Consider the following 15924-nt stretch of genomic DNA (forward strand, 5'->3'; position numbering starts at 1 on the left):
TTATCTCTGCGCGCAGGCGGGCATCCTGAGCGCCTTTGCGAAGTTTGATCCGGCGTAGCAGTTCCGACTTTTCAGTTTCGGAAAGGGTAATGACGGTTGCTGGTCGGCCCATGTCGATGCCCTTGGAGAGTTGGCTTCTACAGAGCCTAGCTCAGATTTTCAGCGGTATTTGTGAAACACCACACTAGACAAAGCAACACTCGCTGATAGTGATCCTCGATCCGTCAAGCGTGCAAGGGATCGTGTCTCTGGAAGTTGTGTAACTCATCTCGCGGCGCTATTGAGCGTCCTCCACACCTTTGCTTGATCAGCAGAAAACCAAGATTGACCATGTAAGGATTTTTCCTTACCCTTCAACCAATACATCCGGGAGAACGCTCATGCCTGCCATCCACGAAATCGCCACATTGACCTCGAAGGGGCAGATCACACTGCCCAAATCCGTTCGCCAGCTTTTGGGCATTGACACTGGTGGCAAGATTGCATTCGACGTACGCGGAGGTGAAATCGTGGTCAGCCGCGTAGAAACCACCCACGAAGACCCTGCCATCGGTGCGTTCCTGGGTTTGCTGGAGGCTGATATCCGAGGCGGCCGCAACCTCACCACTCTGCCGGAAGACTTGGCGCAAACCATGCTCGCCAACGCAAACCACTCCGTAAACCTGGACGAAGATATCGATGGTGAGGTCGCGATCTGATGCTGCGACATGGCTGGACACTGTTGTTCCATGAAGGTGTGACTTTACAGCTACGCAAATTGCAAGAAGCCGCCGCCCGGGCCGAGCAGAACGACCCGCAAGGTTTTGAAAGCAACGCCAACGTCAAGCTGCTTCGGGCATTGAGCCATCTGATCATGGAGGCTGTGCCTGCCGATCCGGGCCGTGATGAGTTCCGCCAAGGGAATACGCTGGGCACCGCGTACCGACATTGGCGCCGTGCAAAAATCGGCAGGTGCTTTCGGCTGTTCTTTCGCTACGACTCAAGGTCCAAGGTCATCGTCTATGCATGGGTCAACGACGAAAATACGCTAAGGTCCGCAGGCAGCAAATCCGATCCCTACGCCGTATTCGAGAAGATGCTGGGCTGCGGCAACCCTCCTGATGACTGGGGTGCGCTGACTGCTGCAACGCGTAGCGACTGGGACGAGCCCAAAGCATAAATGGCGCAAGTGGGTGAGGGATTGCACGTTTCGCGCCAGCCCCGCCCCCGGTGTATCCACTGTAATCCACTCGTAGCTGCTGTAAAAATGGGTACATCTGGTGGAAACCAATTCCCCATTCATAACCATCTGACTTATATGAATGGCCAAATTTTTTTGGGGACCCTGAGAGTCTTTGAATCGCACATCGAGTCCAGAAATACTCTCCCCTCAAATCAGACGGACACAATCACATCGAATGCTGATTGTGGTGTTCTTCGCGTCTTTAGATATGACCGGATTCACCTTCAGATCCGCCCCAATACCATCGGCCAATATTTTAAGGCTGAAGACACTTATACGTGGGTTGTCCGTCACTACGGAGACTAAGGCTACCAAAAACCACTGGCCACCCAAAGCGCGCTGCACCAAATTAAAGCTACCCCCTTGCGTAACTACCCCAAACATCTATATCATGCCGCCCGCAAATAATGGCATTATGCTATAACAGGCTGTAGTCTCAGCCGCACTCCGCTTGCGGCCAACGGCCGTGTCAAGGTTAGCAATGACGCAAGACCTCGTTTTACAGGCGCTCAGGGAGGCGCTGCTAACCGCCGCCATGGTGGCCGCGCCATTGCTGCTGGCGGTGCTGATCGTTGGCTTGCTGATTAGCATTCTCCAGGTCGCTACGCAGATCCAGGAAATGACCCTGACCTTCGTCCCGAAGTTAATCGTGAGCGTGGTGATGCTGCTGGTTTTCGGTGGCTGGATGCTGAGCTTGCTCAGGCAATTCGCCCTGAGCGTCATCACCCGCGCCGCCAGTCTCTAGCCCTCGCCTTCCTTCGCAATACGGACGTTGCTATATCGTGTCGAGCTCCTTTTTCGTCAATGCTTTACTGCTGTCCGTGCGCCTGCTGCCGCTGATGGTGGCTTCGCCCATCCTGTTTTTCACACGCATCCCTTTGACCGTCCGGGTGCTGCTGAGCCTCGCCCTGGCAACAGTGATCGCCAGTGCAATACCGGCAGCATCGGCGCCACGAGTCACCGTACTTGTGCTGGCCGGCGAACTGCTGCTTGGTACAGTCATGGCCTTTGCCCTCCATGCCGCCCATGCTGCGCTGGACATGGCCGGCAAGCTGATCGACACCCAGGTCGGCCTGAATGCCGCCGGGGTTTTCGACCCAGGCACAACAGGCTTGAGCGGCATGGTCTCGGAACTGCTGACCCTCACCTTGGCGGTATTGTTCGTCAGCCTCGACCTGCACCATGACCTGCTGCGGGTGTTCAGTGCGCTGCTCGCAACGGTGCCACCCGGTTCGGTATCGGTGGGGCTGCTTGATATCTCGCTGGCTGGCATTCTGACGCGCCAGCTCCTACTCGCCTTTCTGCTGGTCAGCCCGATTATTGTCGGGCTGTGGTTGATCGATGCTGCGTTCGCCTTCCTGTCGCGCTCCATGCCTCAAGCCAACGTGTACTTCCTGGCTCTTCCGGTGAAGCTTGGCATGGGCATGTTCCTGGTATTGCTGACCCTGCCGTTGCTCGTCCAGCGCCTTCCGCGGTTGCTCGAGCAGGCTCTGCACTTCGCTTACGTCCCGGGGGCCAGCGCATGAGCGGCGGCGACCAGCAGGAAAAAAGCGAACAGGCCACGCCTTTCAAGCTTGATGAGGCACGTAAGAAAGGCCAAGTCGCGCGCAGCCCGGAACTGCTTTCGTTCATGATGCTGCTGAGCTTCCTGTTCGTAATTTCAGCCACCGTCCGCGAGCTCTGTGGCGTTATCGCCACCCACAGCCACTGGTGGCTGGGCAACGCCGCCAGCCTCGGCCAAGACTGGGGCAACGTGTCCGCCCAGGGCAGCCACAGCCTGCGCCATTTGCTTGATGCGCTGATGCCCCTGCTCGGTGCGCTTGTGCTGGTGGCGATACTGACCAACCTGATCTTCAACGGTCCGGTATTCTCCCTCACCCCGATCAAACCCGACTTCAAGCGCCTGCACCCGGTCCAGGGGCTCAAGCGCATGTTCAGCCGGCGCATGCTGGTAGAGCTGCTCAAGGTCTTGGCCAAAGGCGTGCTGTTTTCGCTGGCACTGTACTACCTGTTCCTGGGCTTGCTACGAGAACTGCTCGACCTCGCTACCCTCGCCCCGCTCGCGCTGCCCCCGGCCATGCATGGGCTATTGATGCAAGTGGGCTTCGCCGTACTGATGGTGATGGCGGCAGCGATGCTGTTCGATATCTGGTACTCGCGTCGGGACTTCGCCCGGCAGATGCGCATGAGCCGTCGCGAGGTCAAGGATGAGCATCGCCGCCGCGAGGGTGACCCGGAAGTGCGCTCGCGCCGACGTCAGTCCCAGCAGGAGCTACTGCAGAAAACCGCCGCGCTGGGCAAGGTCAAAGACGCTGATGTGATCATCACCAACCCGACCCACTACGCCGTCGCCTTGCAATACCGCCCGGCGAGCATGCGCGCACCGGTGGTGGTAGCCATGGGCCGCGGCCTTCTGGCCCTGCGTATCCGCGGCCTGGCACGCAAGCACCAGGTGCCGGTGCTGCGCCGCCCAGGCCTGGCCCGTAGCCTGCACGCCCTGGCCCAACTCGATGCAGCCATTCCTGATATCACGCAAAACGAAGTGGCCCGGGTATACCGGTGGATCATTTCCGTGCCCGGCAACAAGGTCATGACCCCATGAAAGCGATCTGGTCCCGATTCATGAATGAAGGCAGCGATCTGCTGCTGGCAATCGCCGTGATCGGCATTCTTCTGGTGCTGTTCACCCCGATACCCACGGTGCTGCTCGACCTGCTGCTGCTGACCAACTTCGCCATCGCCCTGCTGGTGCTGCTGGTGACGTTCGACACCGACAAGCCGCTGAGTTTCTCCACCTTCCCATCGCTGCTGTTGATGACAACGCTGTTCCGCCTGTCGCTGAACATCGCCGCTACCCGGCTCATCCTCACCGACGGAGATGCCGGCCAGGTGATCAGCGCCATAGGCCGTCATGTGGTGGGTGGCAACTATGTGATCGGCTTCGTGGTATTCCTGATCCTGGTGGTGGTGCAATACGTAGTGGTCACCAGCGGTGCACAACGGGTCGCCGAAGTGGCCGCACGTTTTACCCTGGACTCGCTGCCTGGCAAGCAGATGAGTATCGACGCCGACCTCAACATGGGGCTGATCGATCAAGACGAAGCGAAGAAGCGCCGCAGCCAGCTGGAGCGCGAATCGAACTTCTACGGCGCGATGGACGGCGCTTCGAAATTCGTCAAAGGCGACGCTGTGGCGGGGATCATCATCATCGCCATCAACATCGTCGGCGGCCTCTCCGTGGGTTTGCTGCAAAAGTCCATGAGCTGGGGCGATGCTCTTCATCACTACACCCTGCTGACCGTTGGAGACGGCATCGTCACCCAAATCCCTTCGCTGATCATTGCGGTCGGCGCAGGCATCATCATTACCCGCGCCGCCACCGACGCGCGCCTTGGCCAGGAACTGGGCCGCCAGGTTTCAGCCTATCCGAAGATCCTGCTGGTCGTGGCGTTGGTCACCCTGCTCCTGATGATGATGCCGGGCCTGCCGATACTGCCGCTGTTGCTGCTGTGCCTGGTGTTTTCTGCAGCCGCCTGGTTCGCCTGGCGCAGGAAGCGCCCCACGGTGGGCGAGCATGACAGCGAGGGCAGTAGCGTGGTCGACCAGGCCCAGGGCAGCGAGACGGAGGACATCTATGCCCTGATGAGCAGCCAGCCTTTCGAGTTGCGCCTAAGTGCGGACCTTGCCAGTAATGTGTTGTCGGTCAGCAGCACCTTGAGCCTGCGTATAGACAACCTTCGCAAGCAGTTTGCCCGCGACTATGGCTTTGCCCTGCCGCAACTGCACGTGCATGTGGAAAAAAAGCTCGGCCCCGGCACCTACCAGGTTTGTGTTCAGGGTGCGGTCATCGCCAACGGCGAGCTGGCCTTCGACAAGCTGCTGGCAATCAATCCTGGCAATGCAACCCTGGCCCTCGAAGGTCGCCTCACCCGCGAACCCACCTACGGCCTTGCCGCCTTGTGGATTGACCCGGCTCAACGCAACCAGGCACGTGTTGCCGGGCATACCCTGGTGGAACCGGACACCGTGCTGCTCACGCACCTGTCGGAACTCGCCCGGCGCTACGCCCCGGACTTCCTCACCCGCGCCGAAACCGAGCGCTTGGTAGAGAAGAAACGCGATGCCCTGGGCAGTTTGGTAGACGAGTTGATTCCACAGGTCCTCAGCTATTCGGATGTGCAACGTGTACTTCAACTGCTGTTGCGCGAGCAAGTACCGATCCGCAACCTGGAAACCATTCTCGAGGTGCTGGTGGACACCGGCCGTACCCAGAAAAACGCCGAGGACCTCGCCGAGAAGGTCCGCGAACGCTTGGGCGCTGCACTGTACGAGCGCTTACTGGACAAGAATGGCGAACTCAACGTGCTAACCCTGGCCCCGCAACTTGAAGGCTACATGCTGGCCGCCACCCGCCCCCGAGACGGCCTGCCGGGCGCCCTGTTACCGGGAAGGGAGCTGGAGCAGTTCGTCGGCAACATGGCACGCGAAGCCGAGCGCCAGCTCAGTACCAACAAGCAGCCGGTGCTGCTCTGCGCAGCGCCGCTGCGGCGCGTGCTGCGTGCCTTCATGGCCCGTGCAGTTCCGCACCTGGCCGTGCTGTCTGTCAATGAGGTTGGTCAGCATGCCCGGGTGGTCTCGGCGGGCATGATCGATTTACCGAACTTCCCCCGTCAGGAGAGCTGATGAGCGATCTGATCATGCAACTGGCCGGCGTTATCCAGCGCGACATCGATAGCCTGAACGCGGTCTCGCAGAACGTCGCCAACGCCAATACCCCGGGCTATCGCGCCAGCCACAGCTTCAATGTGCTAGCCCCGGTGAGTACGCCCACGGGTGCCAGCCAAGGCCTGGAAAGCATTGCAAGCCGCACCAGCTTCGACCTGCAAGGGGGTGCCCTGCAACAGACAGGCACCGCTACCGACCTGGCCCTGACAGGCGAGGCCTGGTTCGCTTTGCAGGATGGCCAAGGCACCCTGCTGACTCGCGACGGGCGTTTTCATGTCGACAACAGCGGCTATCTGGTCAACGCCAGCGGCCTGCGCGTACTTGGCGACAGTGGCCCGTTGCAGGTGGACACCGGTGTACTCAAGGTCGACAGCCGTGGCGAGGTGCTTCTCGACGAGCAGCCCGTGGCTCGCCTGAACCTGGTGCGGATCAGCGACCCGACACGGCTGACCGCCGTCGGTGCCGGCCTCTACCAATACACCGGCCGCATGGCCCCGGCACAGGATTACGTGGTTCATCAAGGCGTGCAGGAACGCTCCAATGTGGCCCTGGGCAATGACATGGTGAAAATCATGGAAGTCACCCGCCATGTGGAAAGCATGCAGCGCGCACTCTCGGTGTACGACGGCCTGCTCGATACCGGCATCAACCAATTGGGAAAGGATTGAGAAGCACGACATGATCGACGCATTGAGCATCGCCAGCTCCGGCCTGACGGCGAACCAGAACTGGATCGACACTATTTCCAACAACGTCGCCAATATGCAGACCCTTGGCTACAAGCGCAGCCAGGTAGAGTTCCACGACCGCGTGCGTGAAGTCGCAACCCGTGACGAAACGGGCGCGACCAGCGAAATCCTCACCGCAGGTGCCGGTATCCAGGCGGCCCCGACGACCCAGGTGTTCAGCCTCGGCACACTGCGCCAGAGCGGCAACGAGCTGGACCTGGCAATCCAGGGTGACGGCTTTTTCGAAGTAGCCCTACCCACTGGCGAGATGGCCTATACCCGCGCCGGGCGGTTCCACCTCGACAGCAACGGCCAGCTTGCCCTGACCAGTGGCCAGGTGTTGACCTCCGACCTGCGCGTGCCACCTGACGCAAGCAAGTTGGTGATCGACCAGGCCGGGCAGGTCCAGGCGACCCTCACCGAGACCGGTGAAGTCATCACCATCGGCCAACTGCAACTGGTGCGCTTCGCCAGCGCCAACAACCTGGCCAAGCTCAGTGATGGCCTTTACCGCCCCACAGCCGCCAGCGGCGAGGCGCTGTACGCGGAACCCGGCCGCGACGGCCTGGGCTCGCTGCTGCAGGGCTATGTGGAAATGTCCAACGTCAACCTGATCGACGAGATGTCCAGCCTGGTCCTGGCCCAACGTGCCTACCAGATGAACGCACGGCTGCTGCAGGCCAGCGACCAGATCCTCGAAACCATCAACAACCTGCGGCGCTGAACAATGGAACTGCGCCGATCTGCCCTGCTTGCGCTACTCCTCAGCGCGCCCGCCCTGGCTTGCGATACAGACGACCAACAGCGTCTGCTGGTACGCATCGATGTGCAGGTCCGTGCGGGCCTGGCGCTGGACAGCGCACAGCTGGAATTGACGCCGATTGGTGCACTGCCGACGTTGGCGGCGCCCCGCGTGCGGCTGCTTGGGCCAAGCCTGCGCAGTCGCCTGGCAGTGGAGCTTGAGGGCGTGCCCTGCACGGGCGGCCCGAGCCAGACCCAGACTTTATGGTTCAAAGCCCGGGCCTGGCGTGAAGCTTGGGTGTATGGCCGCGACGGGCACGCCGAGCGGGCACTGGCTGACGCCCAGCCACGCCGCGCGCGCATCGACGTTGCAGCGCTGCAGTTGCAGCCTCTCGACCTGGCGCAACAAATCGACGGGCTCTGGCTGAATCAGGCTACCCGCGCCGGCGCGCCAGTACTCAAGCGCCACCTCCAGCCTGAGCCGCTGGTTCAGCGCAACGCCGTGGTCAACGTGGTGGTACAGGGGCCAGGCCTGCGTTTGCAGACCCAGGGAAAAGTCATGCGCCAGGGCCAGTTCGGTGAGCGGGTACCGGTGCTGGTTGACGGCGCCGAGTCGAGCATGATGGCGGTGGTCAGCGCAAAGGGTGAAGTACATGTGGAACATTAAAAAGGCAGTTTGCGGCCTGGCATGGCTGTGCCTGCCGCTGCTGGCCGAGGGCCAGAGTCTGGTCAACCCGGACAGCTACCGGGCCCTGACCGGTGACCGCCGCGGCCACCATATCGGAGAAATGCTCACCGTGCTGGTGATGGAGTCGACCAATGCGCAAAGTGCCGCCGGTACGGGTGCCGACAGCTCGACCAGCATTTCCGGCAAGGCCGGAGTCAACAGCCATTCGAGCAAAGCGTCCCTCGGCCTGCAGGGCGACACCAACGGCGTTGGCCAAACCAGCCGCAGCGGTCAGGTGCGTGCCAATGTCTCGGTACGCATCATCGACACGCTGCCTGAAGGGTTGCTGCGCGTCAGCGGCGAGCAACTGGTCACCGTCAACGACGAGAAGCAGCAGATCCGCATCAGCGGCCTGGTCCGCCCGGATGACATCAATTACAACAACACGGTCCTTTCCTATCGCCTTGCGGATGCACAGATCGACATCCTCGGCGATGGCGTGGTGGCCGATTCGCAGAAACAGAACATCGTGTTCCGAATCATGAAGTGGTTGCGCATTCTATGAAATCGCTAATGGCAATTTTGGCCGCAGTGTTCCTGTGCCTACCCGCCCTGGCTGAGGTACGCATCAAGGAACTGACGCGCATCCAGGGCGTGCGCGACTACTCGGTGATTGGCTACGGCCTGGTGGTAGGCCTGGCGGGCAGCGGTGACAGTGAGCGCAACCGGGCGACCCGTCAGGCGTTGGTCAATACCTTGAAGAACTTCAACGTGAATGTCGCCGACAGCGACCTGAACGCCCGCAACACGGCGGCGGTGATGATCACCGGCACACTGCGCTCGTTCGCCGAGACCGGCGACAAGATCGATGTTGCGGTCTCGTCCCTGGGCGACTCGCGCAGCCTGCTCGGTGGCACGCTGCTGATGACCCCGCTGTATGGCCCGGACGAAAAGCTCTACGCCTTGGCCCAGGGCCCGGTTTCGGTTGGCGGTTTCGCCTTCGAGGCAAATGCCAACTCGGTGCAGAAAAACCACCCCACGGTTGGCCGCATCCCCCGTGGAGCAAGCATCGAACGCTCGGTATTCAATGAGCAAGACCGCGCACCACGCAACCTGGTGCTGATTCTCAACGACCCGGACTACACCACCGCCCAGCGCATTGCCGACACACTCACCGTGCAAGGCGGGCTGCCCGGCGTGCGGGTGGTCCATGCGGCCAGGGTGGAAATCCCGGTATTGCCCGGGACCGCCGTGCCACGCCTGATCTCGCAGTTCGAGAACCTCTCGGTCAACCCGGACTACGCAGCCCGTGTGGTGGTCAACGAGCGCACCGGCACGGTAGTCGCCGGGGCCAATGTGCGCATCGGCGAGGTGAACATTTCCCAGGGCAACCTGAACGTGATGATCAGCACCAAGTACCAGGTATCACAGCCAGTGGCGCTAATCCGACCGGGCGCAAACGTCAGCACCGTGGTGGTACCGGATACCGAAATCGATGTCCATGAAGAGCAGTATCCGCCGGTACAACTGGCCGAAGGCGCCAAGGTCGGCGACCTGGTCCAGGCGCTGAACCGGATCAGGTTGAGCACCCGCGAAATCATCACCGTGTTGCAAGCCATCAAGCAGGCCGGCGCGTTGCATGCCGATCTGATCATTCAATAAGGAGTCCAGATGTCTGCAGACATGGGCCTGGCGGTGGACGCCGTGCGTCTCGCCATGAATCTCGAACAACTGCGCGCCCGGGTAGCGGCGCACAACATCGCCATGGCCAATGTGCCCGGCGCCACGGCCATGCGTGTGGATGTCGCCGGGGCCCTGGCCGCCGCACGCGGCAGCCAGCATGACGGCAGCCTGTTTGTGCAGAATCTTCATGCTCTGGCCCGCCAGGACCTGGATGTTTATCTACACGACAGTGCCAGCCCTTCTGCGCTCACGCTGGACGGCGAAGTAGCGGAAATGTCGGCCGCCAGCGGCCGCTTTCAAGCCCTGGCGGAAGGCGTGTCGCGCCAGTTCGGCCTGATGCAGCTGGCAATCAAGGGAGGGCGCTGACCATGCCGCTGGACAACGTCAGCGAAGTGATTCGCGCCAGCCTTGCCTACGAGCGCACCCGCGCCGAAGTAGCCAGCTACAACCTGGCAATTGCTAACGTGGCCATACGTCCTGGCGAGGGCTCGCCGCTGCTACGGGTCGCAGCGCCGGCGCCATTCGCCGAACAGATCGGTATCGGCGCAGCCAACGTGCAGGCCCAGCGGGGCAATGATACGCGGGTCGAGCACGACCCCACCCACCCCCTGGCCGACCGCGACGGCATGGTCCATTACCCGCGCCTGGAACCCGCGCTGGAAATGGCCACGCTGGTTTCCGCAACCCGTGCCTATGAAGCCAATATCCGTGCCTACAACACGCTGCGGGCAATGAACCTGAAAGCCTTCGAGATCGGAAAGTGACATGACCAGTGCGATCAACCCCATCGAGTGGCTGCCGCAAGCCAAGGAATCCGTGATGCCGCTGGAAGCCACTGCGCAAAGCGCCGCCAGTGATTTCACCCGCTTGCTCAAGTCTGGCGCCACCACCCTTGGCGAACAGACCGGTCAGGCCAGCGAGCTGCTCTCGGCCTATGCCGTTGGCGAGAACGTTTCCCCGCATGAACTGGTCATGGCCATGGAGCAGGCGAAGCTGTCCCTGCAACTGGCCGTGGAAGTACGAAACCGCCTGGTGGACGCCTACCAGGAATTGACCCGGCTGCAGATCTGAATCATGGAAAATACCACCCCGTCTTCTCTGTTCACCGGCCGTTCCGGGCTGTTCTTCACCGGCCTGGTGATCATTATCGTCCTGTTCGGCTCAGCGCTATGGTGGCTGACTCGGCCAACCTGGGCGGCGTTGTACAAGGACGCCGGCGAAGCCAACCAGGCAGCAATCCTCGCCACCCTCGGGCAATGGCAGCTGCCCTATCGCATCCGCCAAGGGGTGATCGAAGTTCCCGAAGACACCGTCGCCGCCGCCCGAATGCACCTGGCCGATGCCGGCGTGCCAGGACGTGGCAGCACGGGTTTCGAGTTGTTCGACCAGGCCGACTACGGCATGTCCGAGTTCAGCCAGAAGATCAACTATCAACGTGCGCTGGAAGGAGAGCTGGCGCGGACCATGATGGGTACTGCCGAAGTGCAGCATGCCCGGGTCCACCTGACCTTCAAGAAAAGCGGCCTGTACCGTCAGGCGGAAGAACCGGCCAAGGCCTCGGTGGTGTTGCGGTTGCAGCCCGACGCAGTGCTCGACAACCAGCGCGTGCGCGGCATCCAGCAACTGGTGGCCTCGGCGGTGGAAGGCATGAGTGCCGAGCGCGTCGTGGTGCTGAATGAGAACGGCCTGCTGCTCAGCAGTGCCGACGGCAGTGCCGCACAACCGGAGCACCTGCGCATGACCGCCCAGGTCGAACAGGACCTACGGAGCAAGGCGCAAACCTTGCTCACCCGGTCCCTGGGGTACAACGCTGCCGAAGTTTCTGTGCGTGTGCAACTGAACTTCGACCGGGTCAAATCGGTGCGCGAGCTGCCCGTAGGCGGCGGCAGCGATGCGCTGCAACGCTCGCGGGAAGTCACATCCACTGAAAGCGCCAGCGGTAGCAGCGACAGCAAGCGGCGCCAGAGCACCCGAGAAAGTGACTTCATGGTGGGCAAAGAGCGCGCGGAGATCGAGCACGCCGCCGGCGGCATCGAGCGCATCAGCGTCGGTGTGGTGCTGGCCGCGCCGCAGCCCGAGGCCGGTTTGAAGGAAATGCGCAACTTGCTGCAGGCAACCCTGGGCCTGGACACGACGCGCGGCGATCAGTTGGTGATTGCCTATCTGCCGCGTTCCCCGGCAGCCACTGCAGCGCCCGCCACAGTCACACCTGCGCAGCAGGCACCCACTGCCATCGTGGCCAACAGCGAACCGGTTGCCACCCCAGAAGCGCAAACGCCCTGGTTGCGCTGGGCCGTCTCGGCCGCTGCCGGCCTGCTTTCCGTGATTCTGCTTAGCCTATGGCTGAGCGTGCGCAAGCGCGCCCGCCGCCCTCTGGCGGCTGCGCAGCCGCGACTGACTTCTGTGGAGCGGGAACAGTTGCTGGTGGATCTGCGCCGCTGGCTGGCAGAGGTTCGTTAAGCCATGAATCCATCTCCCTTACGCAAACTGGCAATCCGCTTGGCATGCGTCCATGCCGAAGACCGCGCCTGGATCCTTGCTCAGCTCGATGACGACGACGCCCTACGGCTCAACGAACTGTTGCAGGAAATCGAAACACTGGGCCTGGCCAGCGATCCGTCGGTGGTCAATGCGGTGATGACCGAGATAGCCAGCCAGGGCGTGACACGGCCTGTGCCGGACAGCGCAAACCACGTCTGGGCAACGGTTCTGGCACGCGCTGAACACCCGCTATGGGCTGCTCTGGCCCTGCAACTGCAAGACAGGGACATGCGCAACGAGTTGCTCGAGGCCCTGCCCGAAAGCGCGGCCGTGCGCCGGTGGGATACGGCTTTTGCTGCGCAAACAGTGCCCCCCGCTTTGGCTCGCTGCGTCAGCCTGCTTTTGCAACCCGAGGAGCGTGCCCATGACTGAGCAGCAACCTCGAATCGGCTCCGTCCTGCGCCAACCTGACCAACGTAGCGGTGGTCGTCGGCTGCCTGGCCCGCAATCAGCGACGCCGGCCCAGGCGCAGGTACAGAACCGCGAGCAAACCCTCGATGGCCTGCGCCAGGCGTTTGCCGCCGAACTCGCGCAACTGGAAGAACAGGCCCGCGAACGCGGCCTGGCGGTAGCCCGCGAAGAAAGTGCCAAAGCCCTCTCGCAGAGCCAGCAGCGCCTGAGCCGCGAATGGCAGGACAAGCAGGCCGCCCTGGACAAGTCCCTGGAGCAGCAACGCCGACAGGTGGCTGAGCTGACCCGTGCCCTGGAACAGCAGCGGGAAACCTTGCTGCAGGCCATGGAGCCAGTGGTCGCGCGCCTGGGCCTGAGCGTGGCGACCCGCTTGCTCGGTCAGCAGGCGCACAGCACGACGCTGGTGGCGGCCCTTGCCACCCACGCCATCGAGGAGTACCGCCTGAAAGCGCCGCTACGCATCCGCGTCAGCAGCGCCGATCACGCTCGCCTGCGCAGCTTGCTCGATGATGAACACACGCTATCAGCCTACCAGGTCGACCCTGCCGCCAACGTAGGGGCTTGCCTCATCGAACATGCCCTGGGCCACCTGGATGCAGGGCTCGACACACAGATGACCGCGCTGCGCCAGGCGCTGCTGGGAGACGACCGTGTGGCAGTTGGTTGAACAACGCCTGATGGCACGCCTGGCCGGCGCCCGCCCGTGCCGGCGCAGCGGCCGCCTCAGCGCTATTCGCGGCATGGTCCTGGAAGCCTCGGGGCTGGACGTGCGCCTGGGCGAACTAGTGGATATCCACCCCGCTCATGGTGGCGAGGCGCTGGCTGCAGAAGTAGTCGGTCTGCACGACGCACATGCCTTGTTGATGACCTTCGGGCCTGTGGAAGGCCTGAGCCTGGACAGCAAGGTCCTGGCCCGTGGCCAGGCCTGGAGCATACCGGTGGGCGCAGGCCTGCTCGGTCGGGTACTGGACGCGACCTGCCAGCCCCTCGACGACATGCCGCTGCCGAAGGACCTGCAAGCCGTGCCGCGCCTGGTTACACCGATCAATCCACTGCACCGCACGCCCATCGACCAGCCGCTGGTTACCGGGGTGAAAGCGGTGGACCTGTTCATGCCGCTTGGCCGTGGCCAGCGTATGGGCATTTTCGCCGGCAGCGGTGTGGGCAAGAGTACCCTGCTGGGGATGATGAGCAAGCACACCGAAGCCGAGGTGATCGTGATCGCCCTGATCGGAGAGCGCGGTCGTGAGGTGGGCGACTTCATCCGCGACAGCCTCGGCGCGCAAGGCTTGAAGAAAGCCGTGGTCATCGCAGCTGCCGCCGAACAGCCGGCGGTACTGCGACGCCAGGCCGCCTATACCGCTACCACGATCGCAGAATGGTTCCGGGCCCAAGGCAAGCAGGTGCTGCTGATCATGGACTCGGTGACCCGCTTCGCCCTGGCGCAAAGGGAAATAGGCCTGGCCACCGGCGAACCCATGGGCAGCCGTGGTTATCCGCCGTCGGTGCTTGCTTTGCTACCACCGCTGATGGAGCGTGCCGGCAACCTGCGCGGCCAGGGCTCGATTACCGGGGTCTACACCGTGCTGGTGGAGGGGGACGACATGAATGAACCGGTGGCTGACCATATGCGCGCCATTCTCGACGGCCATATCGTCCTTGACCGAAGCATTGCCGCGCGCGGTCAATGGCCAGCGGTCGATGTACTGAACAGCATAAGCCGCCTGGCCGGCACCTTGCACGGCAAGCAACAGAAACAGGCGATAGAGCGGGTGCGCAGTGCCATGGGCGTGTACCGCAACAGCGAAACGCTGATTGAACTGGGCGCTTATGAAAAGGGCAGCCAGCGACTGATAGACCTGATGATCGAACTGAAACCCGACCTCGATGCCCTGCTTGCCCAGTCCCTGGACGAGCACAGCGCGGTGGAGAAAACCTGGCAGACCCTCTACCGACTGGCCCAGCAACTGAACCGGGAAACTGCCCATGCCGGCTAACGCCCATGATCTGCGCCAGTTGCGTGGCGTCCTGCGCCTTCGGCAAATTCGCTGCGAGCAGGCCGAACGGATCCATGAACACAGTCGCAAAGCCCTGGTCCAGTCGCAACGCCTGCTCGAACTGGCGTTACGACAGCAGCGCGCCACCCTTGCCCGCCTAGGCGAGCGGCAGTGTGCCGGCGCGTTGCTGGACCCGGCACAACACGAACAGCGCCTGCTGGCACAACAGGCGGGGCAACTGCACATTGATGACTGGCGCCACGCCACGGCCGAGGCCTTGGCCGCGCAGGAACAGGCGCTGGCCGACCTGCTCGCGGCCAAGGTTGCGGAGGATGTCGCCACCAAGGCCTTCGAGCGCTTGGCCACTGCCCTGCGCCAGCACACCGAGCAACGCGAGAGGCTGGATATCTTCGACAGTTGGCTACCACGGAAGCAGCCCCATGGACTTTAAGGTTTCGGTATCGCTGTGGAGCCAGGCACAGAATACGACTGCGACAGCCACAACGTCGACTTCGACAACCAGCGACTTCAAGCAGCGCCTGGGTCTGAACCAGCAGTCCACGCCGCGCCAGGGTGATGCAGGACACCAACCTGCAGACCAGAACGAAGCGCCACTGGGGAATCAGGCGTTTCTGGAGGGACAACAGCCAGATGCGAACATACCTGGGTTCAAGTCTGCGCCGGTCAGGGTCGACCCCGCAGCCGGCCTTGAACTTTATACCCTCGGCCTGCAGGCCGGCACACGGCTGTCCCATGTACCTGCCGGGTTGCTGGCCAGCGTCGAGGCGGCCTACCGGGCCAATGGCTCTGTCGCCACGGCGAACGCCGCCGACACGCAGCAGCTGTTATCAACGACGCTTGCACCCACGTCCGTTACTGCCGCAGCGCCAACCCACTACCAGGCTGTGAGGGCGCCGGTCATACCCGATACGGGCTCTGGCGAACAAACCCTGGCCCGCCTCAACGAAGGCTTCGGCGCCTGGCACAACGCCCGCTGGCCACAACGCAACTACTTGCTGCTGCCCCGAGGCGATGGGGTGGAGCTGCTGATCCGTGACCATCACCTGAACGCCGAGGAACAGGCCACGCTGCTTGGCGAACTGCTGCGGCGCTTGCCTAGCAGTGGCGCCGACACGCAACGGATCTGGATCAACGGTCACTCTGTGTGGCAACGGCAACCTCATTCACGCCTGCAAGGAGATGCCTGAA

20 protein-coding genes are annotated in these 15924 nt (G+C 62.4%); all 20 read left to right on the top strand.

Translation table 11 applies throughout. The annotated features are described in order from the left end of the window. The first annotated feature begins 380 nt into the window (after window positions 1-380). The 20 genes from CKW22_RS17270 (at window position 381) to CKW22_RS17365 (ending at window position 15923) form a co-directional block, all read left to right on the top strand. Complete coding sequence (locus tag CKW22_RS17270) at window positions 381-698, top strand: type II toxin-antitoxin system PrlF family antitoxin (protein ID WP_095064487.1); 318 nt, start codon at window positions 381-383, stop codon at window positions 696-698. Next, entirely contained in the window at window positions 698-1159 is a 462-nt protein-coding gene (locus tag CKW22_RS17275) for a type II toxin-antitoxin system YhaV family toxin (protein ID WP_095064488.1), read from the top strand. The genes CKW22_RS17270 and CKW22_RS17275 overlap by 1 nt, the downstream gene beginning before the upstream one ends. Before the next feature lie 544 nt (window positions 1160-1703). Then, window positions 1704-1967, top strand: coding sequence for a flagellar biosynthetic protein FliQ (locus CKW22_RS17280; RefSeq protein WP_095064489.1), 264 nt, complete (start codon window positions 1704-1706; stop codon window positions 1965-1967). A 37-nt stretch (window positions 1968-2004) separates the two neighbouring features. Further along, window positions 2005-2748: a flagellar biosynthetic protein FliR gene (locus CKW22_RS17285; RefSeq protein WP_095064490.1), complete on the top strand. Its 744-nt coding sequence runs from the start codon at window positions 2005-2007 to the stop codon at window positions 2746-2748. Then, window positions 2745-3824 (top strand): flagellar biosynthesis protein FlhB, encoded by a 1080-nt coding sequence (locus CKW22_RS17290; protein ID WP_095064491.1) that lies wholly within the window; start codon window positions 2745-2747, stop codon window positions 3822-3824. Before CKW22_RS17285 ends, CKW22_RS17290 begins: the two co-directional genes overlap by 4 nt. Continuing rightward, a complete protein-coding gene (locus CKW22_RS17295; RefSeq protein WP_095064492.1) occupies window positions 3821-5905 on the top strand; it encodes a flagellar biosynthesis protein FlhA in 2085 nt (694 codons plus the stop codon). The genes CKW22_RS17290 and CKW22_RS17295 overlap by 4 nt, the downstream gene beginning before the upstream one ends. After that, window positions 5905-6615, top strand: a complete 711-nt coding sequence (locus tag CKW22_RS17300) for a flagellar hook-basal body protein (protein ID WP_095064493.1) — start codon at window positions 5905-5907, stop codon at window positions 6613-6615. Before CKW22_RS17295 ends, CKW22_RS17300 begins: the two co-directional genes overlap by 1 nt. Before the next feature lie 10 nt (window positions 6616-6625). Then, window positions 6626-7399, top strand: coding sequence for a flagellar hook-basal body protein (locus CKW22_RS17305; RefSeq protein WP_095064494.1), 774 nt, complete (start codon window positions 6626-6628; stop codon window positions 7397-7399). A gap of 3 nt (window positions 7400-7402) precedes the next feature. Further along, complete coding sequence (flgA, locus tag CKW22_RS17310) at window positions 7403-8083, top strand: flagellar basal body P-ring formation chaperone FlgA (protein WP_256577307.1); 681 nt, start codon at window positions 7403-7405, stop codon at window positions 8081-8083. Next, on the top strand, window positions 8070-8648 hold the full coding sequence (locus CKW22_RS17315) for a flagellar basal body L-ring protein FlgH (RefSeq protein WP_095064495.1): 579 nt from the start codon (window positions 8070-8072) through the stop codon (window positions 8646-8648). The genes flgA and CKW22_RS17315 overlap by 14 nt, the downstream gene beginning before the upstream one ends. Before the next feature lie 8 nt (window positions 8649-8656). Continuing rightward, a complete protein-coding gene (locus CKW22_RS17320) occupies window positions 8657-9745 on the top strand; it encodes a flagellar basal body P-ring protein FlgI (protein WP_256577308.1) in 1089 nt (362 codons plus the stop codon). Window positions 9746-9754: 9 nt separating this feature from the next. Further along, window positions 9755-10132 (top strand): flagellar biosynthesis protein FlgB, encoded by a 378-nt coding sequence (locus CKW22_RS17325; RefSeq protein ID WP_095064497.1) that lies wholly within the window; start codon window positions 9755-9757, stop codon window positions 10130-10132. Between the two features lie 2 nt (window positions 10133-10134). Then, window positions 10135-10530, top strand: a complete 396-nt coding sequence (locus CKW22_RS17330) for a flagellar basal body rod protein FlgC (RefSeq protein ID WP_095064498.1) — start codon at window positions 10135-10137, stop codon at window positions 10528-10530. A 1-nt stretch (window position 10531) separates the two neighbouring features. Beyond that, window positions 10532-10837, top strand: coding sequence for a flagellar hook-basal body complex protein FliE (fliE, locus tag CKW22_RS17335; protein ID WP_095064499.1), 306 nt, complete (start codon window positions 10532-10534; stop codon window positions 10835-10837). Window positions 10838-10840: 3 nt separating this feature from the next. Beyond that, complete coding sequence (gene fliF, locus CKW22_RS17340; RefSeq protein ID WP_095064500.1) at window positions 10841-12226, top strand: flagellar basal-body MS-ring/collar protein FliF; 1386 nt, start codon at window positions 10841-10843, stop codon at window positions 12224-12226. 3 nt (window positions 12227-12229) lie between these two features. After that, window positions 12230-12679: a hypothetical protein gene (locus CKW22_RS17345; protein WP_095064501.1), complete on the top strand. Its 450-nt coding sequence runs from the start codon at window positions 12230-12232 to the stop codon at window positions 12677-12679. Continuing rightward, window positions 12672-13385, top strand: coding sequence for a FliH/SctL family protein (locus tag CKW22_RS17350; RefSeq protein ID WP_095064502.1), 714 nt, complete (start codon window positions 12672-12674; stop codon window positions 13383-13385). The genes CKW22_RS17345 and CKW22_RS17350 overlap by 8 nt, the downstream gene beginning before the upstream one ends. Next, window positions 13369-14715, top strand: a complete 1347-nt coding sequence (locus CKW22_RS17355; protein WP_256577309.1) for a FliI/YscN family ATPase — start codon at window positions 13369-13371, stop codon at window positions 14713-14715. The genes CKW22_RS17350 and CKW22_RS17355 overlap by 17 nt, the downstream gene beginning before the upstream one ends. Continuing rightward, entirely contained in the window at window positions 14705-15166 is a 462-nt protein-coding gene (locus CKW22_RS17360) for a hypothetical protein (protein WP_095064503.1), read from the top strand. Before CKW22_RS17355 ends, CKW22_RS17360 begins: the two co-directional genes overlap by 11 nt. Continuing rightward, complete coding sequence (locus CKW22_RS17365) at window positions 15156-15923, top strand: hypothetical protein (protein ID WP_095064504.1); 768 nt, start codon at window positions 15156-15158, stop codon at window positions 15921-15923. Before CKW22_RS17360 ends, CKW22_RS17365 begins: the two co-directional genes overlap by 11 nt. Window position 15924 lies beyond the last annotated feature (1 nt).

It is taken from the genome of Pseudomonas sp. Irchel s3f19, assembly GCF_900187555.1.
Classification (GTDB): domain Bacteria; phylum Pseudomonadota; class Gammaproteobacteria; order Pseudomonadales; family Pseudomonadaceae; genus Aquipseudomonas; species Aquipseudomonas capeferrum.

Excerpts from the sequence above, each read along its gene's own strand:
- CKW22_RS17270 (WP_095064487.1), top strand. The coding sequence starts at position 381 with ATGCCTGCCATCCACGAAATCGCCACATTGACCTCGAAGGGGCAGATC.
- CKW22_RS17275 (WP_095064488.1), top strand. The coding sequence starts at position 698 with ATGCTGCGACATGGCTGGACACTGTTGTTCCATGAAGGTGTGACTTTA.
- CKW22_RS17280 (WP_095064489.1), top strand. The coding sequence starts at position 1,704 with ATGACGCAAGACCTCGTTTTACAGGCGCTCAGGGAGGCGCTGCTAACC.
- CKW22_RS17290 (WP_095064491.1), top strand. The coding sequence starts at position 2,745 with ATGAGCGGCGGCGACCAGCAGGAAAAAAGCGAACAGGCCACGCCTTTC.
- CKW22_RS17295 (WP_095064492.1), top strand. The coding sequence starts at position 3,821 with ATGAAAGCGATCTGGTCCCGATTCATGAATGAAGGCAGCGATCTGCTG.
- CKW22_RS17300 (WP_095064493.1), top strand. The coding sequence starts at position 5,905 with ATGAGCGATCTGATCATGCAACTGGCCGGCGTTATCCAGCGCGACATC.
- CKW22_RS17305 (WP_095064494.1), top strand. The coding sequence starts at position 6,626 with ATGATCGACGCATTGAGCATCGCCAGCTCCGGCCTGACGGCGAACCAG.
- flgA (WP_256577307.1), top strand. The coding sequence starts at position 7,403 with ATGGAACTGCGCCGATCTGCCCTGCTTGCGCTACTCCTCAGCGCGCCC.
- CKW22_RS17315 (WP_095064495.1), top strand. The coding sequence starts at position 8,070 with ATGTGGAACATTAAAAAGGCAGTTTGCGGCCTGGCATGGCTGTGCCTG.
- CKW22_RS17320 (WP_256577308.1), top strand. The coding sequence starts at position 8,657 with ATGGCAATTTTGGCCGCAGTGTTCCTGTGCCTACCCGCCCTGGCTGAG.
- CKW22_RS17325 (WP_095064497.1), top strand. The coding sequence starts at position 9,755 with ATGTCTGCAGACATGGGCCTGGCGGTGGACGCCGTGCGTCTCGCCATG.
- CKW22_RS17330 (WP_095064498.1), top strand. The coding sequence starts at position 10,135 with ATGCCGCTGGACAACGTCAGCGAAGTGATTCGCGCCAGCCTTGCCTAC.
- fliE (WP_095064499.1), top strand. The coding sequence starts at position 10,532 with ATGACCAGTGCGATCAACCCCATCGAGTGGCTGCCGCAAGCCAAGGAA.
- fliF (WP_095064500.1), top strand. The coding sequence starts at position 10,841 with ATGGAAAATACCACCCCGTCTTCTCTGTTCACCGGCCGTTCCGGGCTG.
- CKW22_RS17345 (WP_095064501.1), top strand. The coding sequence starts at position 12,230 with ATGAATCCATCTCCCTTACGCAAACTGGCAATCCGCTTGGCATGCGTC.
- CKW22_RS17350 (WP_095064502.1), top strand. The coding sequence starts at position 12,672 with ATGACTGAGCAGCAACCTCGAATCGGCTCCGTCCTGCGCCAACCTGAC.
- CKW22_RS17360 (WP_095064503.1), top strand. The coding sequence starts at position 14,705 with ATGCCGGCTAACGCCCATGATCTGCGCCAGTTGCGTGGCGTCCTGCGC.
- CKW22_RS17365 (WP_095064504.1), top strand. The coding sequence starts at position 15,156 with ATGGACTTTAAGGTTTCGGTATCGCTGTGGAGCCAGGCACAGAATACG.